Source organism: Neosynechococcus sphagnicola sy1, assembly GCF_000775285.1.
Classification (GTDB): Bacteria; Cyanobacteriota; Cyanobacteriia; order Neosynechococcales; family Neosynechococcaceae; genus Neosynechococcus; species Neosynechococcus sphagnicola.
Genome location: NZ_JJML01000041.1, coordinates 65,554 through 88,830, shown reverse-complemented (window position 1 = coordinate 88,830; position 23,277 = coordinate 65,554). Strand labels below are relative to the sequence as shown.

The window sequence follows — 23,277 nt, the reverse complement described above, 5'->3', positions numbered from 1 at the left end:
TGGCGAATGGACAGTGTTTTTTCTGTCGCCGTAGCTTGTTAGAGCGCTTAGAGGGTTACACCTGTGCCCGTGGGTCTTTTTGTGATGATGTCACCCTGGCTCGGTATGCAGCCAGTCAGGGGGCGAAGGTGGGTTTTCTGGATGGCAGTCAGGTGCTGAAGGTGCGGATGTATGAAGGAGCCGCTGAAACCTGGCGAGAGTGGGGGCGATCGCTGGATCTCAAGGATGCGGCAAGTCCCCAACAGCTGTGGGGGGATCTCTGGTTTTTGCTGGCGGTTCAAGGACTCCCCCTGCCAATGACGCTGCTGCTAGCAACGGATCGGCCTTCTTTGACGGTTTTGACGGCGTTGAGTTTAAATCTGTTGTTGCTGCTGATCCGTTGGGGGATGACCGCCGCGATCGCCCCTGCCTATGATTTTAGTCAAGCTGGAAGTTCCATCTGGGCCTTTTGGCTTTCGCCCCTGGCCGATCCCCTGGCGGTGCTGCGAATTTTGCTCTCGTCTCTGCGGACGCCGCAACAGTGGCGCGGTCGCCAGTACCCCCAAGGTGCTAGCCAAGCCGCAGGGCAGGGAATAGAGGGGATCTAAGGTTTTCTGGCAAATTAGTCCTAGGGCAGTGCGGTATCGGCGATGGTTGGGGGGGATAACCCTGGACTGGAGGGATCATAAAGAAGCAGTCCATATCACTTCAAAAACCTGCAAAATTATGGATAATTCGCCAATATCCCATTTTGCCCATGGCAGTTATCATTCGCCCCATGCATCTGCCCGATCTCCAAACCGCCGTCGCCTGGGCAGCTGAGGAAGGTTGGAATCCAGGTCTCCATGACGCAGCTAGCTTTTGGGCTACCGATCCCCGTGGTTTTTTTGTCGGTGAGCTGGATGGTCAGCCAATTTCCTGCATTTCTGCGGTTGCCTACGACGATACCTTTGGGTTTATTGGTTTCTACATCGTCCATCCTCAGTGGCGCGGTCAAGGGTACGGATGGCAAACCTGGCAACATGCCATGAACTATTTGGGCGATCGCACCATCGGCCTGGATGGGGTGGTTGCCCAACAGGATAACTACCGTAAATCTGGCTTTTCCCTGGCCTATCGCAACATTCGCTACCAGGGTGAGTTTCCGCAAATTCACCAAACATCCGAGGCAGTGATGCCGGCATCAGTGCTGCCCTTTGAACAGTTACTCGCTTTTGACGCTCAATTTTTTCCAGTTCCTCGCCCCGTGTTTCTCAAGGCATGGATTCAACAGCAGGGTTCTGTGGGTCTGGTGAAGCAGGTGAGCGATCGCATTCTTGGCTATGGGGTGATCCGCCCCTGTCAGGTTGGCTGGAAGATTGGCCCCCTCTTTGCCCTGGATGCCGCAACGGCGGAGCAACTGTTTCGTTCTCTGGTGACCTATGCCCAGGGAGCAACCTGTTTTCTAGATGTCCCAGAACTGAATCCTGCGGCACTGCACCTGGCTAAAACCTACCAGATGACCCCGATGTTTGAGACCGCCCGCATGTATACCAATGCATGCCCAACCTCTGCGATCTCGGGCATTTTTGGGGTGACGACCTTCGAGTTGGGGTAGGTAACCATGAGATTCGGAACCGTGGTCGTTGGATATACTTAAGTAGGTTCAACTACCGCGCATCATCCGGACTTGATTCTGGACGTGTCTTTCCTCCCACTCCTTTGAAGCCATAAGGTACGACCGTTTTGGAGAGGAGCTGGAAAGTTCTGCATTTTGGGTTTGGCTCAGTCTATCTACTGAATCTTTAACAAATTATTGCAATCAGCGATACATATGTGAATGCGCGAATACGGTGTGAAACAAGGGCTCAGTTCAGGCAGATAGTCAGACGAGATCGTGGTTCAAAGTAGCTGGTTCAGACACCTCCACAAACCTATGTCCCTCCGGTTGGTTCTGGTGGTGCCCTTTGTTCTGCAATTGGTAGCCACCGTGGCATTAGTGGGTTACCTGTCCTACAAAAATAGCCAACAGGCAGTGTCAGATCTGGCTCATCAGCTAATGGAGGAGGTAGGAGAGCGGATCAGCGATCGCCTCAAGGATTACTTGCGGGTGCCTTACGACGTGGTGACCATGAACCGTCTGGCCGTGGAGCAGGGAACCCTGAACCTCAATCATCGTGAGCAAGTACGGCAGCAGTTTTGGCAGCAAATGCTGCTCCATCCCTTGCTAGCGAACGTTGACTTTGCCAGTGAGCAAGGGGAATACCTGGGTTACGGGAGGATCTTGAGTGCGGATGTTCAGCACCAAGTCCAGGTGATCTCCGGGGAAAACCTGGCTCTTGGCACCGCCTTCTTAGGAGAAATCAAGCCAGCCGCACCCCAGCAACGTCAATACTTTCTGGTCAACGCCAAGGGTCAGCCAACAAAGTTAATCTACACAAATATCGTCAATCCCCATCAATTACCCTGGTATCGGTACGCAAAAGCTGCCAGAACCCAGACCTGGACCCCGATCCTGGTGATTCAGGTTGTACCCATATTAGCCATCTGGTCAGTTGCTCCGATTTATAACGAGATCGGAGACTTTCAGGGAGTTCTCTCCGCTAATTTTCGACTGTCAGATATCAGTACCTATCTCAATCAACTCCACTTCTCCCCCTCGGGACAGACGTTTATTCTTGAACGATCTGGGGATCTGGTTGCCACCTCAACCCTGGAAATCCCCTATGTGGCCCAACTCAAACGCCAGCCTAGGCGGCTCCAGGCAATCAACAGCCGCGATCCGCAGACACGGGAGATCACGCAACAGTTGATCCAACAATTCGGTGGCTTGGACTCGATCAAAACCACCCAACAACTCGACTTGGTGGTGAATCACCAACGGCGGTTTGTCCGCATCAGTCCCTACCGGGATCAACGGGGGCTGGATTGGCTGGTGGTGATTGTGGTGCCAGAGTCCGATTTCATGACCACGATTCATCACAATACCCTGACAACGACTTTGCTCTGTGTTGGGGCGTTGGGATTGGCGATCGCCCTGGGGCTGTTCACCGCTGGTAAAGTAACCGAGCCAATTTCCCGGATTAACCGAGCCAGTCGAGCCATGGCAAACGGTGACCTGGAACATCAGTTACCAACCGAGAGTTCCGTGAGTGAGTTGGAGGAGTTGGCACAATCCTTTAACCAGATGGCAGACCAGGTGCGCCAGTCCTTTGGCCGCATTCAAACAGCCCTGGAAACCTCTGAAGCGAAATTTGCCACCATTTTCCGCACCAGTCCCGACCCGATCGCGATTACAACCCTGGCGGAGGGGCGGATCCTAGAAGCCAACGATCGGATGCTGGAATTTTTCGGTTACAGCCGGGAAGAACTGATTGGCAGAACTGCCCTGGAACTGAATCTGTGGGCGAATCTGGAAGAGCGTCACTCCGTCAGACAGAAACTTGAAACCGAGGGGAAGGTGCTGGATCAAGAAGCAACCGCTCGACTGAAGTCTGGGGCTGTGAAAACCGTGCAGGTCTCGGCAGAAGTTCGGAATCTGGAAGGGCAGGATTGTGTGATTGTCGCCGTTAAAGATATCAGCGAAGCCAAGCGGGAGGAGGCCGTTCGCAAAGCTGCTGAACTGGCATTGCAACAGAGCGAGGCCCGCTCTCGCGCCATTTTGGATGAACAAACTGAACTGATTTCTCGCTTTCTGCCGGACTCCACCCTGCTATTTGTCAACGATGCCTACTGCCGCTACTTTGGCATTCGTCGGGAAGAAGTGATTGGAAAAAGCTTTAACCCTGTGATTTATGAAGCAGATCAGGGCATAGTCGCTCAACTGCTAGCGTCGATGACCGTTGCCAATCCCACCGTAATTATTGAGAACCGGGTGGTTGTCAAGGGAGAAATCCGCTGGACCCAGTGGGTGAATCAAATGTTCTTTGATCAGCAGGGGAATTTAACAGAATTCCAGTCGGTGGGGCGCGATATCACCGACCTGAAGCAAATTGAAGCCGCCCTGAGAAAAAGTGAAACCAACTTGTTGCAAGCGCAGCGAATTGCCCACGTGGGCAGTTGGGAATTTGACCTCACCACCCAAAAAATCACCTGGTCGCAGGAACTCTTCCATATCTTTGGACTCGACCCCACTCAGCCAGAACCCACCTACCCAGAGTACCTCCAGATCCAGCATCCCGATGACCGCCCTCAGTTGCAAGCGATCGTGGAACAGGCCATCGCCACTGGTGCCCCCTATGAAATTGAGCATCGCCTCATCCACCCAGATGGTGCCATCCGTTATGTCCTTGGACGTGGGGAAGCGGTGCGGGATGCCCAGGGAACGGTGATCCAACTATTGGGGACGGCTCTGGATATTACCGATCGCAAACAAGTCGAAATCGCCCTGCAAGCCAGTGAAGCTCGCTATCGCATTCTTTCGGAGGTCAGCCCCGTCGGTGTTTTCCGGTTTGATCAGCCGTTGAACTGCGTCTATGTCAACGATCGCTGGTGTGAAATGACCGGTAGACCGAAGGAGTCCGCCATGGGCAGGGGATGGATGGACGCTCTGCATCCAGAGGATCGTGAGGCGCTCCTCAGCCAATGGGCAGCTGGCTATGCTGAATCACATGCAGGAGATCTGGTCTTCAACCACAGTGAGGGGAGGCATCTGCGGCCAGATGGCTCCATCAATTGGTACTACGTGCAGGTGGCTCCGGAACTGGATGCCGATGGTTCGACGATTGGTTACATTGGCACCTTGACAGATATTACCGATCTCAAGGCCGCCGAAGCGGCACTGCATCAGCAAGCAGAGCGGGAACGGTTACTGAGTCAAATCTCCCAGGATATTCGGCAAACCCTTGATTTAGACCAGATTCTCCAGACCTCTGTCAATAAAGTGCGGCAGTTCCTGCATACGGATCGGGTGGTGATCTATCGATTTCAGCCGGACTGGAGTGGCATCATCATTGCGGAATCGGTGGCAGCGGGATGGGACTCCCTCCTGGAAATGCAGTTCACCGATACCTTTTTTGTAGAAACCCAGGGGCACAGCTATTACAAAGGATTCGTTAAAGGAACGAGCGACATCTACACGGCCAATCTCGATCCCTGCCATCTGGCGTTGTTAGAGCAAATGCAGGTGCGAGCCAAACTGATGGTGCCGATCCTGCAAGACGCTCACCTGTGGGGCTTGTTAATTGCCCATCATTGTCGATCTCCCCGACACTGGCAACCCTTAGAAATTGAACTGCAACAACACCTGGCAACCCAAATTGCGATCGCCATTCAACAATCGCAACTCTATCAGCAGGTGCAAAGCCTCAACACCAATCTGGAATTACAGGTACAGGAACGCACCGCCCAGCTCCAGCAAGCCTTAGAGTTTGAAGCGCTGCTCAAACGCATTACCGATCGGGTACGCGATAGCCTGGATGAAGGGCAGATTTTGCAAACGGCGGTGGCGGAATTAGCTCAAGGATTGGCAGTGGCGGCCTGCGATACCGGCATTTATAACCCAGAACAAACCACCTCGACCATTGCCTACGAATTCACCCACACCCTGGCACCTGCCCAAGGCCAGACCTTTGAGATTGCAACCGCGCCCCATGCTGAGATCTATCCCCAGTTGCTCCGGGGGCAGATCTGCCATTTTTGTGATATTTCTCCCAATCCCCTGCGGTCGGATCAACAGTTGCTAACTACCCTGGCGGTTCCCATTGTTGATGATCAGGGAGTACTGGGGGATCTGTGGTTGTTCAAGTCACTCCAGGATGAGTTTAATGACCAGGAAGTTCGACTGGTACAGCAAGTGGCAACCCAATGCGCGATCGCCCTGCGGCAGTCTCGTTTATATCAAGCAGCTCAAGCACAGGTGCAGGAACTAGAGCGCCTGAGTCAACTTAAGGATGACTTTCTCAGTACCGTTTCCCACGAATTACGCACCCCGATGTCCAGCATTAAAATGGCAACCAAAATGTTGGAAATTAGCCTGGATCGTTTGGGAGTCTTGGCAGATCAATCGAATGCCGTCCATCGCTATTTCAAAATCCTGCGCGACGAAGGCCAACGGGAGGTGAATTTAATCAATGATCTGCTGGATCTGTCCCGTTTGGATGCTGGAAAGGAACCCCTCAATCTTACGTCCGTGACGCTCCAGTTCTGTATTCCCCAGTTAGCAGAGACGTTTCTCGAACGCACCCGCAGCCAACAACAACAACTGATCCTTGAGATTCCCGAAGATCTGCCCCCCCTGACCACGCAGCTGTCCTACCTAGAGCGGGCACTGACTGAACTTTTAAACAACGCCTGCAAATATACCCCGGCCGGAGAAACAATCACCGTCTCTGCGCGATCGACGATGGAATTCCTGGAAATTCGCGTCAGCAACTCTGGCGTCGAAATTCCCGCCCCCGAATGCGATCGCATTTTTGATAAGTTCTACCGCATTCCCAACAACGATCCCTGGAAACATGGCGGCACCGGGTTGGGGTTAGCGCTGGTGAAAAAGCTGATCGAACAAATGGGGGGGACTATCCACATTGAAAGTGGCGGTGGACAAACGTCCTTCATTCTCGAGTTGGGGTTGTTCGCCTGATCCCTTCCGACCATCCTGGAACGGCGATCGCTGCCAAACCTGAAGCTACAGGCTGTCTGGCCGAATTGTGTTGTTTTATAGTGCTTAGTTTTCAGGGAACAATTTCTGCCAAATACTAGAAATGGGACAGTGTGTAGAAAATACGACTAAGTAGTTTGGAGGTGTATGGTGTCTCTTGACTCGCCATCATCGGTACTTTCCCCAGAGTTAATTTTGGGGAAAATTGCAGAGATCACCCTCCAAATCCAACAAGATAGAAACTTAGAAAGCATTTTACAGGGGGCGATCGCCGAGGTTAGGACGCTCCTGAACGCCGATCGGGTGCTGATCTATCGCTTCCTTCCGGATCAGGATGCTGTTGTTGCATTTGAGTCTGTGGGTACGGAGTGGACACCCATCCTCGGACAGGTGGTCTACGACCCCTGCTATGCAGCCAACTGGGTGGAACGCTACCAACAGGGACAGACCACCAGCATCTCAAACGTTCCCAGGGGCAATCTTGCCCCTTGTGATGCCCAACTTCTAGAACGATTCCAGGTACAAGCCAATCTGGTAGCGCCGATTTTCCACCAGCGGAGTTTATGGGGCTTGTTGATTGTCCATCACTGTCGCAGCCCCCACGAGTGGCAACCCCTGGAAGTCCAGCTCTTGCAGCACCTAGCCCTGCAACTCGGGGTTGCTGTCCAACAAGCAGAGCTGCACCTGCGGCAGCAACACTTAGAAAGTCAGCTGGAGCAGCACCAGGTGGGCACAGTCGCTGATACCAGGGAAGCCGAGTGTGACGAAATCCTGCACCAGCAAAAAACAGAACTGATCCAAAACATTGCTGAGGGCGTTTCTGCCAAAACGGGGGAGGCCTTCTTCCGTTCTTTGGTGGAATATCTGATTCGCTTACTGGGGGTCGATCATGCTTTTGTCAGTGAATTAGTTTCTCCCGACAACGATCGCCTGAAAACCCTGGCCTGGATCAGTCATGGGCAGATTCAGGATCAACTTGAATATCTGCTAGCAGGAACTCCCTGCAAACACGTTGTTGAAGAGGGTTTTTATCTGTATCCCAACAACCTGCAGCCGCAATTCCCGGAGGATTTTTGCCTACAAGTCCTCGGTGCCGAGAGCTATATGGGCATCCCCCTCCTGAGTTCGGCTGGAGTAGTGATCGGTATTCTTTGTGTGATCAACAACCGCCCCATCACCAATCAGCAGTTTATCCAGGAAGTCTTGACTATATTTGCCGTACGCGCCGCCTCTGAGCTAGAACGGCAGCAATCCGATGCCATGCTGCGGCGCTACGAGGGGATTGTTGCCGCCACCCCCGATTGTGTCTCCCTTCTCGATCTCAACTATGTCTACCAGGTCATTAATCAGACCTACCTATCCTGGAATCAGAAATCCGCCGATCAAATCCTTGGTCATTCTGTTAGCGATTTACTCGGGCAAGAGTTTTTTGAGACCCTGGCAAAGCCCTCCCTCGATCGCTGCCTTGGGGGGGGAGACCCAGCATATCGTCGAGGCATGGCTGAACTATCCCGATGGTCAGCGGCGATTTACCAGAGCCACCTATGCCCCCTATCTGGAACCAGACGGCACCATTTCTGGCGTCGTCATCAACGTCCATGACCTCACGGAACTCAAGCGGGCAGAGTTAGAAAATCAATCCTTACGAGAACGGCTGCAATTTCTCCTCGCTGCCAGCCCAGTGATCATCTATTCCTGCCAGGCAGGGGGAGATTTTAGCTGTACCTTCATCAGTGAGAACGTCACCGTGCTGTTGGGTTACACCACCGCCGAATTTATGGCAGAGCCAGGATTTTGGGCGCAGCGTCTGCATCCCGACGATGCCCCGAGGATCTTTGCGGGATTAGCTCCCCTCTTTGAGCAAGGGCATCACATCCATGAATACCGCTTTCTGCACAGCGATGGCCACTATATTTGGGTTCAAGATGAATTGAAGCTGGTGCGAAACCCAGCGGGAGAACCCGATGAACTGGTGGGTTGTTTTACGATTATTGACGATCGCAAACAAGCCGAAATCGTGTTACGGGAAAGCGAACAAAAATACCGCCACCTGATTGAAAACATCCAAGCAGGCTTTGTGGTTCATGCACCCAACACAAGAATTTTGCAATGCAATGCCCATGCCTGTGACCTCTTAAGGTTGTCTATGGATCAGATGTTAGGGACGGCGGAGATCGACCCTACCTGGCAGTTTGTCCATGAAGATGGCACTGTCATGTCGCTGGAAGACTATCCAGTCAATCAGGTGCTTGCCACCCAGTCTATCCTCAGAAATTACGTCGTCGGCATTAGCCAAGCTGCCGAGGTGCAAACCTGGGTTTTGGTCACCGCCTTTCCAGAATTTGACACCCAGGGGCAACTCACCCAAGTCGTGGTCACTTTTATCGACATTAGCGATCGCCATAAAGCCCTCCACAAACTCAAAAAGGCGGAAGCGCAACTGCGAAACTTGTCCGATCGCCTGAATTTGGCAGTGCAGTCTGCGAAAATTGGCATCTGGGATTGGGATATCGTCAACGATCACCTCATTTGGGACGATCGCATGTATGAACTCTACGGCATCCAACCTTCCGACTTTTGCGGGGCATACGAGGCATGGGAAGCGGGACTCCATCCGGAAGATCTCTTGGTTAACCGCACGATGACCCAGCAAGTCTTAGCGAATCAGCGAGAGCTGGAAACGGAGTTCCGGGTGGTGTGGCCCGATGGCACGATTCACTATCTTGAAGCCCTTGCTTTGGTGCAACGCGCCCCCGATGGTCAACTCCTGCGGTTGATTGGGGTTAACCGTGATATCAGTGAGCGCAAAGCTGCCGAAGCGGCTCTTAGAGAAAGCGAGGCACGATATCGCTCTGTGATCTCAGCCATGGCAGAGGGCGTGGTTCTCCAGCAGGCCGATGGCAAAATTACTGCCTTTAATGCCAGTGCGGAACAGATTTTAGGACTCACCCCCGAGCAAATCCTGGGGAAAACATCCCTAGAGTTACACTGGCGCACAATTCATGAAGATGGCTCTCCCTTCCCAGGGGATACGCATCCAACCATGATCACCCTCACGACTGGACAGCCTCAATCCCAGGTGGTGATGGGCATTTGCAAAGGGGATAACACCACAACCTGGATTTCGATTAACTCCCAGCCGCTTTTTCATCCCGATCACCCTTTACCCGATGCGGTGGTGTCGTCCTTCGCAGATATTACCAAACTGAAACAGGCAGAATTAGCTCTGAAATCGCAGTCTGAGCAACGATGGCTGCTGACGACGATCGCCCAACATATTCGGCAAACCCTTGATTTAGATCAGATTCTCCAGACCACGGTTAACGAAGTGCGGCAGCTTCTGCAGACCGATCGGGTGATCATTTATCAATTTGAACCAGACTGGAGTGGCATCATCATTGCCGAATCGGTGGCAGCGGCATGGTCATCGATCCTGGGCATGCAGATCACCGACACCTTTTTTGTAGAAACCCAGGGACACAGCTATCTCAAAGGATTCGTTAAAGGAACGAACGACATCTACACGGCCAATCTCGATCCCTGCCATGTGGTGCTCTTAGAGCAAATGCAGGTGCGAGCCAAATTAGTGGTGCCGATCCTGCTAGAGGATCGCCTCTGGGGGTTGTTAGTGGCTCAGCATTGTCAATCTCCCCGACACTGGGAAGCCTTAGAAATTGAACTGCAACAACACCTGGCAACCCAAATTGCGATCGCGATTCAACAATCAGAACTGTATCAAACGGTGCAAGCCCTCAACACCAATCTGGAATTACAGGTAAAGGAACGCACCGCCCAGCTCCAGCAATCCTTAGAGTTTGAAGCGCTGCTTAAACGCATTACCGATCGGGTGCGGGATAGCCTCGATGAAGGGCAGATTTTACAAACGGCGGTGGAGGAACTGGCCCAGGGATTGGCGGTTGCAGCCTGCGATACTGGCATTTATAACTTGGAGCAAACCACCTCAACCATCGCCTACGAATTCACCCACATCCTTTCGCCCGCTCAAGGCCAGACCTTTGAGATCGCGAATTCCTCCCATCCCGAAACCTATCCCCAATTGCTCAGTGGGCAGATCTGCTATTTTTGTGATGTTTCTCTCAATCCCCTGCGGTCGGATCAACAGTTACTAACTACCCTGGCGGTTCCCATTGTTGATGATCAGGGAGTACTGGGGGATCTATGGCTGTTCAAGTCACCCAGTGATGAGTTTAATGACCAGGAAGTACGGCTGGTAAAACAGGTAGCGAATCAATGCGCGATCGCCCTGCGGCAGTCTCGCCTCTATCAAGCAGCTCAAGCACAAGTGCAGGAACTAAAGCGGTTGAGTCAACTGAAGGATGATTTTCTCAGTACCGTCTCCCACGAACTGCGATCGCCCATATCCAGCATTAAAATGGCAACCAAAATGTTGGAAATTAGCTTGAACCGCCTGGGGATCTTGGAGGATCAATCCCAGTCCATCCATAGGTATGTCAAAATCCTGCGCGACGAAGGCCAACGCGAGGCTAACTTAATTAATGATCTCCTGGATCTGGCGCGCCTGGATGCTGGCAAAGAACCTCTGAATCTCACCCCCATTAGCCTCCAGGTTTATATTCCGCAGCTAGCAGAGACATTCCTCGAACGCATTCGCCAACAGCAACAGCAGCTAGCGATCCACATTCCCGCCCACCTGCCAGACATCACCACCGATGTCACCTATCTGGAACGAATTTTGACCGAACTCCTGCACAATGCTTGTAAGTATACCCCTGCCCGAGAAACCATCACGGTGTCTGCCCAGGCCACTACCAAAGCCCTAGAGATTCGCGTCAGTAACTCTGGAGTCGAAATTCCCGCCCCCGAATGCGATCGCATTTTTGACAAGTTCTACCGCATTCCCAACAACGACCCCTGGAAGCATGGCGGCACGGGCCTGGGGTTAGCGCTGGTGAAAAAGCTGATCGAACAAATGGGGGGGAATATTCATGTTGAAAGTAGTAGTGGTCAAACAACCTTTATTCTAGAACTTGGATTTTTCTCCACATCGATTGCTGGGTGAGAAACTGATCAGCATTGACCAGCAGGGTTCTCCCAAGGATTGCTAGACCTACCCCAAACAGCAATGCACCCATTTCTGTGACCGTATTCCCCAAAGAACCTTGACTGACAACAAGTGCACCAACCCAAAACAAGGGGGCTCCCACGGCAAGGCAAATCCCCACAATGTTAGGGAATAGGCGCGATCGCAGGGCTGAAACCCCATAGAGCATAAAGCCCAGGGAGAATTCAAAGACAGTCAAAAAGATGATCATTCGAAAAATTAGCACCGGAATTTCCCCAGAAATCTCCTCAATCTGGGGAATGAAATCTGGAGCATGGCGTGCCAAATAGGGAACCAAGAAGGCATCCCAGACGGCGATGGGTAAAGAAAGAATAGTCCCTAGGAAGGACAGATAATAGGCGATCGAGGATAAAAAGCTGTGGGACGGGCGTAAAGCGGATAGGGGCACCCAGCTGAGGGCGATCAGGAGATAGGACAGCAACCACATCAGATGTATAGGCACCCCGATCGCCGCCAACGCTCCCTGGGGATTGTTGGGGGGATGGAAAAACATAAAGCTGCCAAATAGGATGCCAGCAACTATCAGCATGACGCCGCTGGAGCGAATGCCTGCAAGTGTCAACATATTTTCCTCAATCGCGTACCCTTGATAGGGATGACGATCAAGACTACGCTGACTGGCTGAGATTGGATCTCCTAGATTCCGAAAGCATTCAAGTAAGTTGGCATAATATGGGTATCTTGAATCATTTTATTCAGAGAGGATGTTTTAAAAGGGTTGAGGTGAGTTCCAAATGCTACTGAATCAAAAGTTAAAAGGCCGAGAGATAGGTATAGCCGCTGAGGCTACGTTCATAATTTTGCAGTAGTAATTGGGATTCTTGGAGGGTAATGCGCTTCTCTAACAGTGCCTGTTCGGTTTGCTGGCGAATACTTTCCACCAAGTCTTCGGCATCGTATTGAACATAGCCCAAGACCTCCCGCATCGTGTCGCCCTTTACAACATGCTGAATCTGATAGCCCTTGGGGGTGAGATGAATATGCACTGCGTTGGTATCCCCAAACAAATTATGGAGATTACCCATAATTTCTTGATAGGCACCGCCCAAAAACATCCCCAGGTAATACGGCTCAAACTGAGTGGGAATCAGTTGATTTTCGTTCTCTGATTTTGCTTTTAAGGGGTGCAGTTCCAAAACTGACTTGACATCTCGCAGATCAATAAACTGGTTGATCTTGCCATCACTGTCGCAGGTGAGATCCGCGAGGGTTGCCCGCTCTGTGGGTTCCTCATCCAGACGATGAATCGGCATGATCGGGAAGAGTTGGTCGATCGCCCAACTGTCCGGTGCGGACTGAAACACAGATAGGTTGATGTAGTAGATCGAGGCCATGATCTGTTCTAGATCTTCGAGATCGTCCGGGACATACTCCTGTTGACGGGCAATGGCGAGAATTTTCCGGCAACAAGCCCAATACAACCGTTCAGCATGGGCTCGACCGGTCAAGCTGACATAGCCAAAGTTGAACAGACTGATGGCTTCTTCTTTAAACTGTGCCGCGTCGTGGTAAGCCTCCTGATAGTTATCTGTCGTGATCGACTGATAGGTCTCGTAGAGATTGCGAATAATCAAGTGTTCCCCGGCGGGTAGGGGTTCCGGTTCGATGGTGGGGACAGTACTGACCCCCAGAACATCAAACACCAAAACCGATTGATGGGAGGCGATCGCCCGTCCACTTTCACTAATCAGGGTCGGCACGGGCAGATTCCGCTCGGCACAGGCTTCTTTGACTTCCGCCACCACATCATTGGCATAGTTTTGCATGTTGTAATTTTTGGACGCATAGAAGTTGGTTTTGGAACCGTCATAGTCCACCCCTAAGCCACCGCCAACATCCAAATACTTCATGTTGGCCCCCAGGTGGGCCAGTTCCACATACATCTGGCTGGCTTCTCGCAGGGCATCTTTAATCACACTGATGGAAGAAATCTGCGATCCAATGTGGAAATGGAGCAATTGCAGCGACTCCAACATCTGGGCCTGCCGCAATAACTCAACCCCCTGGATGATCTCCGGAACGGTCAATCCAAATTTGGCGCGATCGCCAGCAGAGATGCCCCAGCGACCTTCTCCCTTGGCGGTTAACTTCGCTCGCACCCCTACAACGGGCTGAATCCCTAACTTGCGGCTGGCCTCAATCAGCAGTTGCACTTCTTCCAACTGCTCTAGGACAATAATCGGGGTTTGTCCCAGACGTTGAGCCAGAATTGCGGTTTCAATATATTCCCGGTCTTTATAGCCGTTGCAGATCAGCAGGGCACCAGGGGTATCTAAGGTCGCCAGAGCAATCATTAACTCTGGTTTTGATCCGGCCTCTAGACCAAATTGGTGCCGCTTGCCAAATTTCACTAAACTTTCTACCAGGTGTCGTTGTTGGTTACACTTCACCGGAAATACCCCCCGGTATGCCCCTGGGTAGTTGTATCGGGCGATCGCTTTGGCAAAGGCGGCATTGAGGCGTTCAATCCGGTCTTCGAGAATATCAGAAAAGCGAATCAACAACGGTAAGCCCAGGTTCCTTTGTTTAAGCGCATTTACCAACTCATATAAATCCAAAGATCCCCCTCGATCGCCCTGGGGAGAGACGGTGACTCGCCCAGCCTCGTTAATGGAAAAATAGGGTTCCCCCCAGCCTTGAATGCGGTAGAGTTCTTCACTATCTTCAATCGTCCATGTCCGGGTGGCGGGTGTCACCACCAAGGGAAGGGCTTGCCCAGCCCTAGCGGCTCGGGTCAGAGTTGCCTCGACCCCTGGGGGCAAAGATTCGTGTGCTTGAGTTGGTACCGTCATGGATTAATTCCCCACTCCTGGTTGTCAGAACCTCAAAACCATTATCAGCCTCTATGTTAGACCCTGACGCTGGCTGCGATGGTCAAAGACCGCTTTCCCAGCATTCCTGGCATGATTCCTTGAAAACCCTGGAATTTGCTGGCAGGTCACGAAGCCACCCGCAATCGACGTTTAACCCTCTGAAGAATGGCCGCAGATGCCTGACCTCCGCTATCGTCCCGACCACCTTCAACGACGATCTCCAGCAATGGCTACTGGGTAATCAGCGGTGGGTGGGTGACCAGACTCCAACCCTCGGCTTCTCCTAAGCGTTGCATTTTCGGTAAGCCCAAGCGCTTGAGAGCCTCTTGATCCAGCAGCAAGAAAGGCTGGGTATCCTGCTGCCAATGCTCCTGGAGGGAACTGTCTGTAGCGGGGAGGACTCGACGATCGCTGTAGAAGTCAAGGGAAGGGCGGCTGTAGGCATAGGAGGTATAAATGAGCTGGCCGGGGGGGGTTGTTCGCTTGGACAATAGCCGCCACAGGCTTGACGGGGTAAGCTTCTGCGAGTTCCCAAACCCAATGATCCGAAACCATCAGCAGCAATAAAGACAGATAGGTGCCCCAGATCAACATCAGTATGAACTGGGAATCCCGCCGCAGGAGCAACAGGGTGGTGATAGTAAAGGTAAAGGCGATGGCAGCCAGAATCCAAGCTAGATCCGCAGTCTGTTGCGGTGCCAGCCAGACAAAATAAACACTACCCCCCCACCCCACCAGGGACAGCAGGGCAAAAATGCCAATCCAGCCTCGGGCATAGGACGGGGCGGATGCCTCGGGCAGACCCGTCCAATCACTGCTGCGCCAAAGGCGAGCCAACTGCATTCCACCCATCAGCGTCAGGGGGGGGTAAACGGGCAGGATATACCAGGGCAGTTTGGTGCCCATGAGGGAGACGGCCAGCAGGTAGACCCCGCTCCACACCAGGGTAAACTTTGCCCAACTAAGATTGCGGTGGTTCCAGGCATACCAGGCAGCGGTGGGCCAAAAAACCACCCAGGGCCAGGCCGACTTGCCAATTTCCCACAGGTAGTACCAGGGAGGGCCACTGTTATTTTCGACGGTTGACCAGATGCGATTCAGGGATTGGTGCACCATGGCTCGTTCCCCAAACATGGAACCATAGTGCAGCCATTGAGCTCCATACCAGAAAGCGACGGGCAGACTACCGATGCCGATCCCTAACCATAGGTAGCGGCAGGTGAGCAGGCGAGGGGTGTCCCAGGCCAAAAATCCCAGGGCGATCGCCCCCAGCAGCAGCCCCAAAATGCCCTTGGTGAGGCAGATCAATCCCAGTCCAATGCCCACTCCCATCGCCCAGCGGAGATCCCGTCGCGCCCGCAACAGACAAAGCATCATCCCCAGGCTAAAGCAGAGGATGGCTCCATCTAGCATCGCCAGACGGCCATGGCGTACCACTGGCAACAGAGTCAAATACATGAGGGCAGCGAACACCGCAGGCGATCGCTGGGGAAATAATTCTCGCCCGACTCCGTAGAGTAAGAACACTGAACAAGCTGTCAGCAGCGCCCCCGGCAACCGAGTTGTCCACTCCTGCACCCCCCAAACCCGATAGGCGATCGCGATCAGCAGATGCATCAGCGGCGGTTTGTTCAGGTAGGGTTCTCCGGCCAGGGTAGGATGGAGCCAGTGCCAGGAACCGAGGGGCGATCGCCACAGGTCCCGCGCCACCTGAGCCACCGTCCCTTCATCCCAGTCCCGGAGGGGCAACTCCCCCAAATTTGCCCCATACAGCAACAGCGCTGCCAAGAACAGTCCCACCGCCCAGCGGGTATCGATGGAACTCAGAGCCTGGAAAACCCCTGCCTTCAAGGAATTGCCGATGGAAGACTCCCGACTCATATCGCCTCCTGGAATCGATGTCGTCGCAACCTACCCTCATGATTGCGCGGAGAGGCAGCTGCTTGCCAGCGCCGTCGATCCCATTCCCCTAGGGTGCAACGGGATCACCCCTGAAACAGAGATCGTAACCGTACCTGGATGTTCGTTTCTGGCCCGAAAACCAGAACTTGGGAATCCCCAAACTTAGGAGGGCCGGCAAAGATCCCAGGGTTTTGGGAAAAGCCAAATTCTTCCGTGGGAATTCCCAAGCCATTGCGGTTGAGAATATTGTCCCCATTGGCATCATGAAAAACGGCAATGGCATAGCTGCCAGGGGGCAAGTTTTGAAACTGAACCACCATTGGAATTTCGGCTACTTTCAGACAACGAGCCTGCACGGCCCGCTCACTGCTCCCCGGAAATCCCTGTTGACTGGAAAAGAGGCTGAGGCAAACCTGTCCCTGTTGGTTTTTCAGGCCACTAATGGTCACCCTGAGATTGCTGTTCGCTGCCGCGCTAGCGCTTGCAGTCAGCATCAGATGGCTGACTGCAACAAGCAGGAGAAAGCTAGCTGAAAACTGTTGCACCATATGACTCCCATTTGAGCTATAAAGAACCTTGACCCAAGCCCTGGGTCGGACTTGAGATCAAACACCACTGCAACCGCAGTAATACTGACGGGTTGCCGCAGTTAGCTCAGCCTACGATACACCACGACTGGGCGATCGCTAGCCACCAACGATCCGCCGTAGCAACTGGCACCCATTGGCATCCAAGGGTACCCCACCCCTTACCCCTTGTAGGTTTTGCCACCATCCAGTGTTGCGAGCCAGGAGTCAAGTGGGTAATATTAAGAAACGTAAATCAAATCCCATCATCAGGTTGCTATGCTAAGCCAGCTCGAACATCTGAGTCGGTCTACCGATGGGCGCTATGCCACCGATGCAGATCTGCAATTTATTGCTGACTACGTCTTGTCCTATGAGCTGCGCCTGCGAACCTATACCAAGCTTCGAGAGAGAGAAGCCACTATCGTCCAGGATGTGAAGGGTCGTATTGACACCCTGCATCCCCAGTTGTTCATTCGCGGCAATGAAGATTTCACCTCAAAATGGCAGCAAGACACGATTCGCGTTATTCGTTATACCGCGATCGCCATGCTGTTGAATGACCGGGAAGCCCTACAGGAAAAATTCCTCTTTTGGTTTCAGACGATTATGAAGGCATTTAAGGTGCAGGAAAGCTGCAATATTACCTATCAAGTGATGCAGGAAGTGGTCAAAAAGCACTTTACGCCCTCCGAGGCCAGTCTACTGTGCCCGATTTTGGAACTGAATCGCAATTTGTTAGGACAGACCCCTAAAATTCGCTCCTAGGCTCGTTAGATTAACGATATTCAGGGCATATTAAACAACAGAGACCGTCAGAGAGGTAGGTTTCCCTGGCAGCGGTCTTTTCTGTGATGCGGTGCCAAACGCAACGGCCCAACCCTCTGCTCTGTCTCCATGCAGTTCAAGTTCCTAGGGCTGGATCACGAATCAATATCGGCAACGCCACAACGCTGAGGGCAATGGCGTGTCAGGCAGCCTCCCTCAATCGGCGTTTGACCATCTGAGACTGTTCTCAGCTGCCGAGCCAACTCTATATTACAAAGCGTTGCTAAATTTAATGGATCGTGATCTCTGCGGATGTGAGTGCAATGCTAACCCCTATTCTATTGATAAGGTTTCCTAAACAGATATGACCACGGCAACAAAAATTCAGAATACCCTAAAGCTTCAACATCCCAAGAAGCATAATCACTACGGCTTTCGTGACTTTTTCCAATTTGACCCCGACCGGGGTACGATTGTGGACTGGAACGATGGTCGTAACCTCCTCACCAGCGAGGACTTTATCATTGGTTTGGTGGAGGGTTTGGAAGAAGAGGTTGGAGATGCTTCCGCTGCCATTATGTACACCATTGGTTGCGATTGGGGGCTAAAGGATGCCGACTTTTTCGCTATTTGGTTCGAGAAAGAGTTCGAGCGCAGTGTCCGCCAGACCAACCTGATGTTTCTGCTGGAAACCTGGTGGTGGCCGTTTACCTCCCAGGGCTGGGGGCGATGGGAAGTCGATATGGGCGATCGCAAGCAGGGGTTCATGTTCATTAACCTGTTTGACTCCGCCGTTGCTCGTACCCTAGGGGATGTGGGTAAACCAGTGTGCTATTTGTATGCAGGCTTATTTGCGGGCTTTTTTACCGAGCTGGTGAAAAAACGCCTGAGTTGCATTGAAATCCAGTGCTACTCCATGGGCGAAACCTACTGTAAGTTCTTGCTAGGAGGGCAGGATCGGATTGATGCCGCTGCCTTCTGGTTGAATGAGGGAGCCACAGCCGGGGATATTGAAAAGCGTCTGCGGTCTGGGGAGAGGTTGTTATGAGTCCCTCACTGCTGAATGGGAATACCGCCCCAGGGGTGACTCAGCCATGGCTACAGCAATCGGTTCGGCAGTTTTTGATCCAGGTGAACTGGGAGGATCATCCCCCAGCGGTTCAGGAACTCAAGGTCACAGCGCTCCAGGGTAGCAGCGAGCCCCTAAGTTTGCTCCTCAAAGTGGCTGATTTTTTCATGCCATTCCTTGGGATGGAACGCCCCTCCCCCCTCCTGCCCCCACCCTGCCACCGCCTGCTGGAGCGAAGCGAGATGAGGTGACCCTGGATGATTTCTCCAGCTTCTTTTAGCCAGACCGCCAGAGATCGCTGGTTCTCTGTTTCTTTTGACAATCTGGATCTACGATTATGCATGAAACAATTCAAGCGCTATTTGATGAAGCCGAAAGTCGCTATCTCAAACCCGAGGAGTTAACCCTGCTGAACGAGTATGTGGACTCCTTGCCAGAGCGTCTCGAGATTTATCGCCGGATTCGGGATCAAGAACTATCCCTGATGCAGCAGGTCGCTGATCAACTGGAGCAAGATCTGCCTGAAACCAGCATCCCCCAGCTGGAACGGAGTCTCAAAAATACTCTACTGGTGTTGCGCCAATCTGCCATGGCGCTGCTTTTAAAATCAACCCGATCTAGTGCAGGAACGTCTGCTGAGCTGGCTGCGGCAAAGTATCGCTATTTACAATACCCAGGCCATTGATCGCCAGATTTATCATTTGCTGAATCAGAAGCTGCAACAGCAGTTGAATCCAGCCCAGTGGGAACTTTTCAGCCCTCCCTTGCTAAGTGCCGAGGCAGCCCTACTGGAAACAATGGCTCCTCAGGATCACGCCTCTAGCCCTGCGAACTAACCACGGTGCTTGTTACTGTCCTCCCTTCCCCTCTCATTACGGATTCTTCTTACCTATGATTTCCGTTGCTGATCTCTTAACCCATGACCGCATCCCCAGCAATTACTTTGCTGCCGATGCCTATGTCCGCAGTGATCTGGAATTGGGTCTGTTGGAAAATCGTCGCGGCGATCGCCTGCTGGCCTTGCCTGAGACTCTGATTCAGGCGATCTATGCTGCCCTAGAGCGAGAAACGGGTCAGGCTGCCGCCCTAGTGTTATTTAACTGTGGCCGTTGGTGGGGCAAAAATTTCTATGCCCGCTTTTGCGAAGAAATCGCTGACTACTACGGCATCGCCGTCAGTGATATGGGCATGGTAGAGTTCTTGCAATGTCTGCAACAGTGTTGGGTCACCCACGGCTGGGGCAGCTTCTCCTTAGACCATCAGTACCAGCATCGAGGGTTTTTGGTGGTCAAAACTGTCAACTCTCCCTTTGCCGCTCAAGCGTCTCAGCGGACTCAACCCGTCTGTGCCATGGAAGCCGGGGTCTTGAGCGTGTTTTTCAGTCAGTTGACCGGGAAAGAACTCCATTGTGTTCAAACCGCCTGTGAATCGATGGGGGCTGAGGGTAATTATTTTGTGATTGGGTTACGGCCCCGTGTGGAGCCGGCGATCGCCCTCGTGGAAGCTCAGTCCTCCCATGAGACGATCATGGCCCAGCTCTGCGCCTGAATCTATTTCCTAGTCCCTGCTGTTGTCACTTCCCAACCTTAGGCTTTTAGGAATACTGTGACCAAACTGTTGGTGGCCGGGTCAAAACGTTCCAAGTATCGCCTACTGGGGTTAGTGGGACAGGGGCAATTTGGCAAAGTATACTGTGCCAGTCATCGCCAGACGGGGAAAATTGTGGCGATGAAGTCCCTGGATCGCCATCGCTTTCCCACCCATAAGTTTCTGCGGGAACTCCGGTTTCTGCTAAGCCTCCAGCACGAAAATATTGTCAGCTGTCAGTCCTTGGAGCATACTGCCACAGGGCGCTATCTGGTGATGGACTACTGCGAGGGCGGTAATCTCCGCAGTTTGATCGATGGGCAGTCTTCCCTGACGCTCACCCAAGGGTTGCAACTGGTGATTGATGTCCTGGCTGGGTTAGACCACGCCCACCGCCAAGGTATTATTCACTGTGATATTAAACCCGAAAATATTCTCCTTAGTGTCCAACCCACCGGCTGGCGAGCCCGCATTTCTGACTTTGGCATTGCCCGCTTGGTACAGGAAATGTATGAGGATGGGTTCAGCAATAACACAGGTTCTCCGGCCTACATGGCTCCAGAACGCTTTTATGGTCAATACTTCCCTGCATCGGATCTCTATGCAGTTGGGGTGATGCTCTTTGAACTTCTAGTCGGTGTCCGCCCATTTTCCGGCACCCCAGAAGAACTGATGTCCGCCCACCTCAACCGTCCAGTGCAAATTCCAGCATCGGTGCCGCCATCGCTCCAAACCGTGATCGTCACCGCCCTTCGGAAGCTCCCAGCCCGTCGTTTTCCCGATGCCGCGGCCATGCTCAAAGCCCTACAAACGGCGATCTCTTCGGGTCTAGAATCAGGTTTGGCCTCCACCCCACTGCCCCTAGAACCCTTAGAGGATCCAGCTGAGATGGGCTTCGATCCGCCAAGGGCCATTGCTCCTTTTGTCAGTCTTCAGCAACAGCCCCTCCAGCAACCTATCCATCAACTCGCCACCCAAGTCACCCCTAGGAATGGGACGGGGGTGACTTGGGTGGCCTCTGGGACACTGGTGGCAATCCACAGAGCTGACTTGACCGAGCTACCCAATCGGAATGCCATCTCCCTCCCAGAAACCGTGCAGCAGCTTCGAGTCTGTACCCAGGGTTGCTTGGCGGTGACGCAACGTGGCATCTATGGCGTGTTTTTGGAGCCAGCCGTCCCCGATGGGAACCCAGCATCAGGAACTACTCCAGATGTTGCCAGACTCCTGCTCCCCTTAGCAACGGCATTCCAGGTCGGACTGGCACCCTCAGGAAACTGGATGGCAACGGTGACCAGCCATCAGGGAATCGGCAAACTGACCATTTGGGACGGCTTATTTGAGATCGGGAGTTGGGGAAAAATTCCACGGCAGCGAGTGAGTGTTAGCTGTCAGGCAACCCAACCCACCCATTTGTTGGTGCTGGATGCTCACCACCTGGCGGTGCTGTCTGATTTGAGAGCAGGGTCTTCACTGCAACCACCGGGAGCATCCGACGCTGAAACTGACTTACTGGATCATCGCTTTGCGGTGGCCCCTCGCGTCCCGGCAACGGGATTGGCCGGAACGTTAATTGAGATTTATACCCGACGGGGAAACTGCCTGGGGAGCTGGGTACTGCCGATTTACTTGGAACAGGTGCTTCTCGGCAATCGACCCTATCAGATACTTGCCAAAGAGCGGCACACCACCCACTCAGTGTTGCTGATTGACCTCAAACCTCTGCGAATTCAACGCCTCTGCCTGACTATTCAGCCCATCTTGATGACCAGCATGGTGTGGGGCTATGCCCTTGCAGATACCGCAGGACAACTGATGCTCCTAGATCTGCGGGGACAACCCGTTGCTCAGGTGCAGGCACCCAAACCAAACATCACGGCGATCGCCCTTACAGGTCTCAATCCCTATACCTTACTGTTGTCAACCTGGGGCAAGGCTCAGGGAATGCTGTATCAAATTGATCTGCGGCAGCTAGAAATTGATTTCCTGTTCTAACTTTGAGGGATTTACAACCCGTCAGCCAATCATTTCAACAACTCCTCTGGGGCTATTGTCATGTCTCAGTCCTTTTCTGGGGATATCATGGGGGTTGACCTTGCGGTTAGGTAGCCGCAACCCAAAGTCACCTATTTTTTAGCGTTACTAGTCGGTGTGTCCGCATCCCATAAATTGGCAAGTAAACCACTATGGATTGGTATCAATGGCACCATAAATACCAACGGTCTCCTGAGTTACAAGCTCGACTCGGGTTTGTCAAAGATCAAATAGTTGCTTTTATCAATCAATCTCCCCCTGGGACGATTCGAATTCTCAGCATCTGTGCAGGAGATGGGCGCGATTTAATAGGGTCTCTCATTGAGCATCCCAGATTAAAAGATGTGCAAGCCTATCTGATAGAGCTTGACGAAAATTTGGTCGTAGCCGGAAGACAAGTTGTTGAGGAAGAAAACCTCAGTCAACAGATTCAATTTATCCAGGGAGATGCCACGCTTAGAAAAACTTATCAGGAAATCGCGCCCGCAAATTTAGTGTTAATTTGTGGGGTTTTTGCGCATGTTCCAGAGGCCAGTGATTTAATTCGTAACTTACCCTATTTCTGTGAGTTCCAAGGGTGGGTAATATGGACTCGATTCTGCGGTGATCAAGAGAACATTGAAAAAGTAGATAAAATCCACCGACTGTTTGAAGAAATAAATTTTGAAAACATCTCAGCCATCATCACTCCTAACGGGCGCTTCACCGTAGCGACTCATCATTACCTTGGGCAACCATCTCCCCTGCCCGACAGGCAAAAACTCTTTGAGTTGTCAGATTTCAGCGATTTGAGCATTAGTGGTTAATGCGTGGGGTCATCCAGCGGCACACCATATTCTTGATGCAGGAGCGCGATCACTCATAACGTCACCGGGTCT

18 protein-coding genes are annotated in these 23,277 nt (G+C 52.6%); 13 read left to right on the top strand and 5 right to left on the bottom strand.

Annotated features, from left to right (window positions below):
* From DO97_RS24480 to DO97_RS26860, 5 genes are all read left to right on the top strand, one after another.
* Positions 1-587: hypothetical protein (locus DO97_RS24480; protein WP_036535155.1), on the top strand; the 587-nt coding region annotated here is incomplete at its 5' end.
* Between the two features lie 149 nt (positions 588-736).
* Positions 737-1,576 (top strand): GNAT family N-acetyltransferase, encoded by an 840-nt coding sequence (locus tag DO97_RS15545; protein WP_036535094.1) that lies wholly within the window; start codon positions 737-739, stop codon positions 1,574-1,576.
* 318 nt (positions 1,577-1,894) lie between these two features.
* On the top strand, positions 1,895-6,538 hold the full coding sequence (locus DO97_RS23300; RefSeq protein WP_081980784.1) for a PAS domain S-box protein: 4,644 nt from the start codon (positions 1,895-1,897) through the stop codon (positions 6,536-6,538).
* A gap of 165 nt (positions 6,539-6,703) precedes the next feature.
* Positions 6,704-8,158 carry a GAF domain-containing protein gene (locus tag DO97_RS15535; RefSeq protein ID WP_081980783.1) on the top strand — a complete coding sequence of 485 codons (1,455 nt, stop codon included), beginning with the start codon at positions 6,704-6,706 and terminating at the stop codon, positions 8,156-8,158.
* A 79-nt stretch (positions 8,159-8,237) separates the two neighbouring features.
* Positions 8,238-11,597, top strand: coding sequence for a PAS domain-containing protein (locus tag DO97_RS26860; protein WP_275575046.1), 3,360 nt, complete (start codon positions 8,238-8,240; stop codon positions 11,595-11,597).
* On the opposite strand, the gene DO97_RS15525 is transcribed toward DO97_RS26860, so the two are convergent.
* The 5 genes from DO97_RS15525 to DO97_RS15510 form a co-directional block, all read right to left on the bottom strand.
* Positions 11,554-12,225, bottom strand: a complete 672-nt coding sequence (locus tag DO97_RS15525) for a hypothetical protein (RefSeq protein ID WP_036535088.1) — start codon at positions 12,223-12,225, stop codon at positions 11,554-11,556. The two genes, DO97_RS26860 and DO97_RS15525, sit on opposite strands and share 44 nt — an antisense overlap.
* Before the next feature lie 187 nt (positions 12,226-12,412).
* Complete coding sequence (gene speA / locus DO97_RS15520) at positions 12,413-14,452, bottom strand: biosynthetic arginine decarboxylase (RefSeq protein WP_081980781.1); 2,040 nt, start codon at positions 14,450-14,452, stop codon at positions 12,413-12,415.
* A 251-nt stretch (positions 14,453-14,703) separates the two neighbouring features.
* Positions 14,704-14,964, bottom strand: coding sequence for a hypothetical protein (locus DO97_RS25340; protein WP_204368664.1), 261 nt, complete (start codon positions 14,962-14,964; stop codon positions 14,704-14,706).
* The gene (locus DO97_RS15515; RefSeq protein ID WP_204368663.1) at positions 14,894-16,354 is read right to left on the bottom strand and encodes an ArnT family glycosyltransferase; all 1,461 of its coding nucleotides are present in this window, start codon (positions 16,352-16,354) and stop codon (positions 14,894-14,896) included. The genes DO97_RS25340 and DO97_RS15515 overlap by 71 nt, the downstream gene beginning before the upstream one ends.
* Positions 16,355-16,458: 104 nt before the next feature.
* On the bottom strand, positions 16,459-16,923 hold the full coding sequence (locus DO97_RS15510; RefSeq protein WP_036535085.1) for a DUF2141 domain-containing protein: 465 nt from the start codon (positions 16,921-16,923) through the stop codon (positions 16,459-16,461).
* A 297-nt stretch (positions 16,924-17,220) separates the two neighbouring features.
* Here DO97_RS15510 and DO97_RS15505 point away from each other — a divergent pair, with 297 nt between their 5' ends.
* The 8 genes from DO97_RS15505 (at position 17,221) to DO97_RS15475 (ending at position 23,205) form a co-directional block, all read left to right on the top strand.
* Complete coding sequence (locus tag DO97_RS15505; protein WP_036535082.1) at positions 17,221-17,709, top strand: globin family protein; 489 nt, start codon at positions 17,221-17,223, stop codon at positions 17,707-17,709.
* A gap of 364 nt (positions 17,710-18,073) precedes the next feature.
* Positions 18,074-18,757, top strand: a complete 684-nt coding sequence (locus DO97_RS15500) for a V4R domain-containing protein (protein ID WP_036535079.1) — start codon at positions 18,074-18,076, stop codon at positions 18,755-18,757.
* Complete coding sequence (locus DO97_RS15495) at positions 18,754-19,029, top strand: hypothetical protein (RefSeq protein WP_036535077.1); 276 nt, start codon at positions 18,754-18,756, stop codon at positions 19,027-19,029. The genes DO97_RS15500 and DO97_RS15495 overlap by 4 nt, the downstream gene beginning before the upstream one ends.
* Positions 19,030-19,115: 86 nt before the next feature.
* Positions 19,116-19,463: a globin family protein gene (locus DO97_RS15490; RefSeq protein WP_052128816.1), complete on the top strand. Its 348-nt coding sequence runs from the start codon at positions 19,116-19,118 to the stop codon at positions 19,461-19,463.
* A complete protein-coding gene (locus DO97_RS25335) occupies positions 19,399-19,614 on the top strand; it encodes a hypothetical protein (protein WP_204368669.1) in 216 nt (71 codons plus the stop codon). Before DO97_RS15490 ends, DO97_RS25335 begins: the two co-directional genes overlap by 65 nt.
* A 55-nt stretch (positions 19,615-19,669) precedes the next feature.
* Entirely contained in the window at positions 19,670-20,326 is a 657-nt protein-coding gene (locus DO97_RS15485; RefSeq protein ID WP_036535075.1) for a V4R domain-containing protein, read from the top strand.
* Between the two features lie 57 nt (positions 20,327-20,383).
* The gene (locus DO97_RS15480) at positions 20,384-22,360 is read left to right on the top strand and encodes a serine/threonine-protein kinase (RefSeq protein WP_036535073.1); all 1,977 of its coding nucleotides are present in this window, start codon (positions 20,384-20,386) and stop codon (positions 22,358-22,360) included.
* A 191-nt stretch (positions 22,361-22,551) separates the two neighbouring features.
* The gene (locus tag DO97_RS15475) at positions 22,552-23,205 is read left to right on the top strand and encodes a class I SAM-dependent methyltransferase family protein (RefSeq protein ID WP_052128815.1); all 654 of its coding nucleotides are present in this window, start codon (positions 22,552-22,554) and stop codon (positions 23,203-23,205) included.
* The last annotated feature ends 72 nt before the right edge of the window (positions 23,206-23,277 follow it).

Excerpts from the sequence above, each read along its gene's own strand:
- DO97_RS15475 (WP_052128815.1), top strand. The coding sequence starts at position 22,552 with ATGGATTGGTATCAATGGCACCATAAATACCAACGGTCTCCTGAGTTA.
- DO97_RS15490 (WP_052128816.1), top strand. The coding sequence starts at position 19,116 with ATGCATGAAACAATTCAAGCGCTATTTGATGAAGCCGAAAGTCGCTAT.
- DO97_RS15515 (WP_204368663.1), bottom strand. The coding sequence starts at position 16,354 with ATGAGTCGGGAGTCTTCCATCGGCAATTCCTTGAAGGCAGGGGTTTTC.
- DO97_RS15500 (WP_036535079.1), top strand. The coding sequence starts at position 18,074 with ATGACCACGGCAACAAAAATTCAGAATACCCTAAAGCTTCAACATCCC.
- DO97_RS15525 (WP_036535088.1), bottom strand. The coding sequence starts at position 12,225 with ATGTTGACACTTGCAGGCATTCGCTCCAGCGGCGTCATGCTGATAGTT.
- DO97_RS15495 (WP_036535077.1), top strand. The coding sequence starts at position 18,754 with ATGAGTCCCTCACTGCTGAATGGGAATACCGCCCCAGGGGTGACTCAG.
- DO97_RS23300 (WP_081980784.1), top strand. The coding sequence starts at position 1,895 with ATGTCCCTCCGGTTGGTTCTGGTGGTGCCCTTTGTTCTGCAATTGGTA.
- DO97_RS15545 (WP_036535094.1), top strand. The coding sequence starts at position 737 with ATGGCAGTTATCATTCGCCCCATGCATCTGCCCGATCTCCAAACCGCC.
- speA (WP_081980781.1), bottom strand. The coding sequence starts at position 14,452 with ATGACGGTACCAACTCAAGCACACGAATCTTTGCCCCCAGGGGTCGAG.
- DO97_RS15510 (WP_036535085.1), bottom strand. The coding sequence starts at position 16,923 with ATGGTGCAACAGTTTTCAGCTAGCTTTCTCCTGCTTGTTGCAGTCAGC.
- DO97_RS15535 (WP_081980783.1), top strand. The coding sequence starts at position 6,704 with ATGGTGTCTCTTGACTCGCCATCATCGGTACTTTCCCCAGAGTTAATT.
- DO97_RS15485 (WP_036535075.1), top strand. The coding sequence starts at position 19,670 with ATGATTTCCGTTGCTGATCTCTTAACCCATGACCGCATCCCCAGCAAT.
- DO97_RS15505 (WP_036535082.1), top strand. The coding sequence starts at position 17,221 with ATGCTAAGCCAGCTCGAACATCTGAGTCGGTCTACCGATGGGCGCTAT.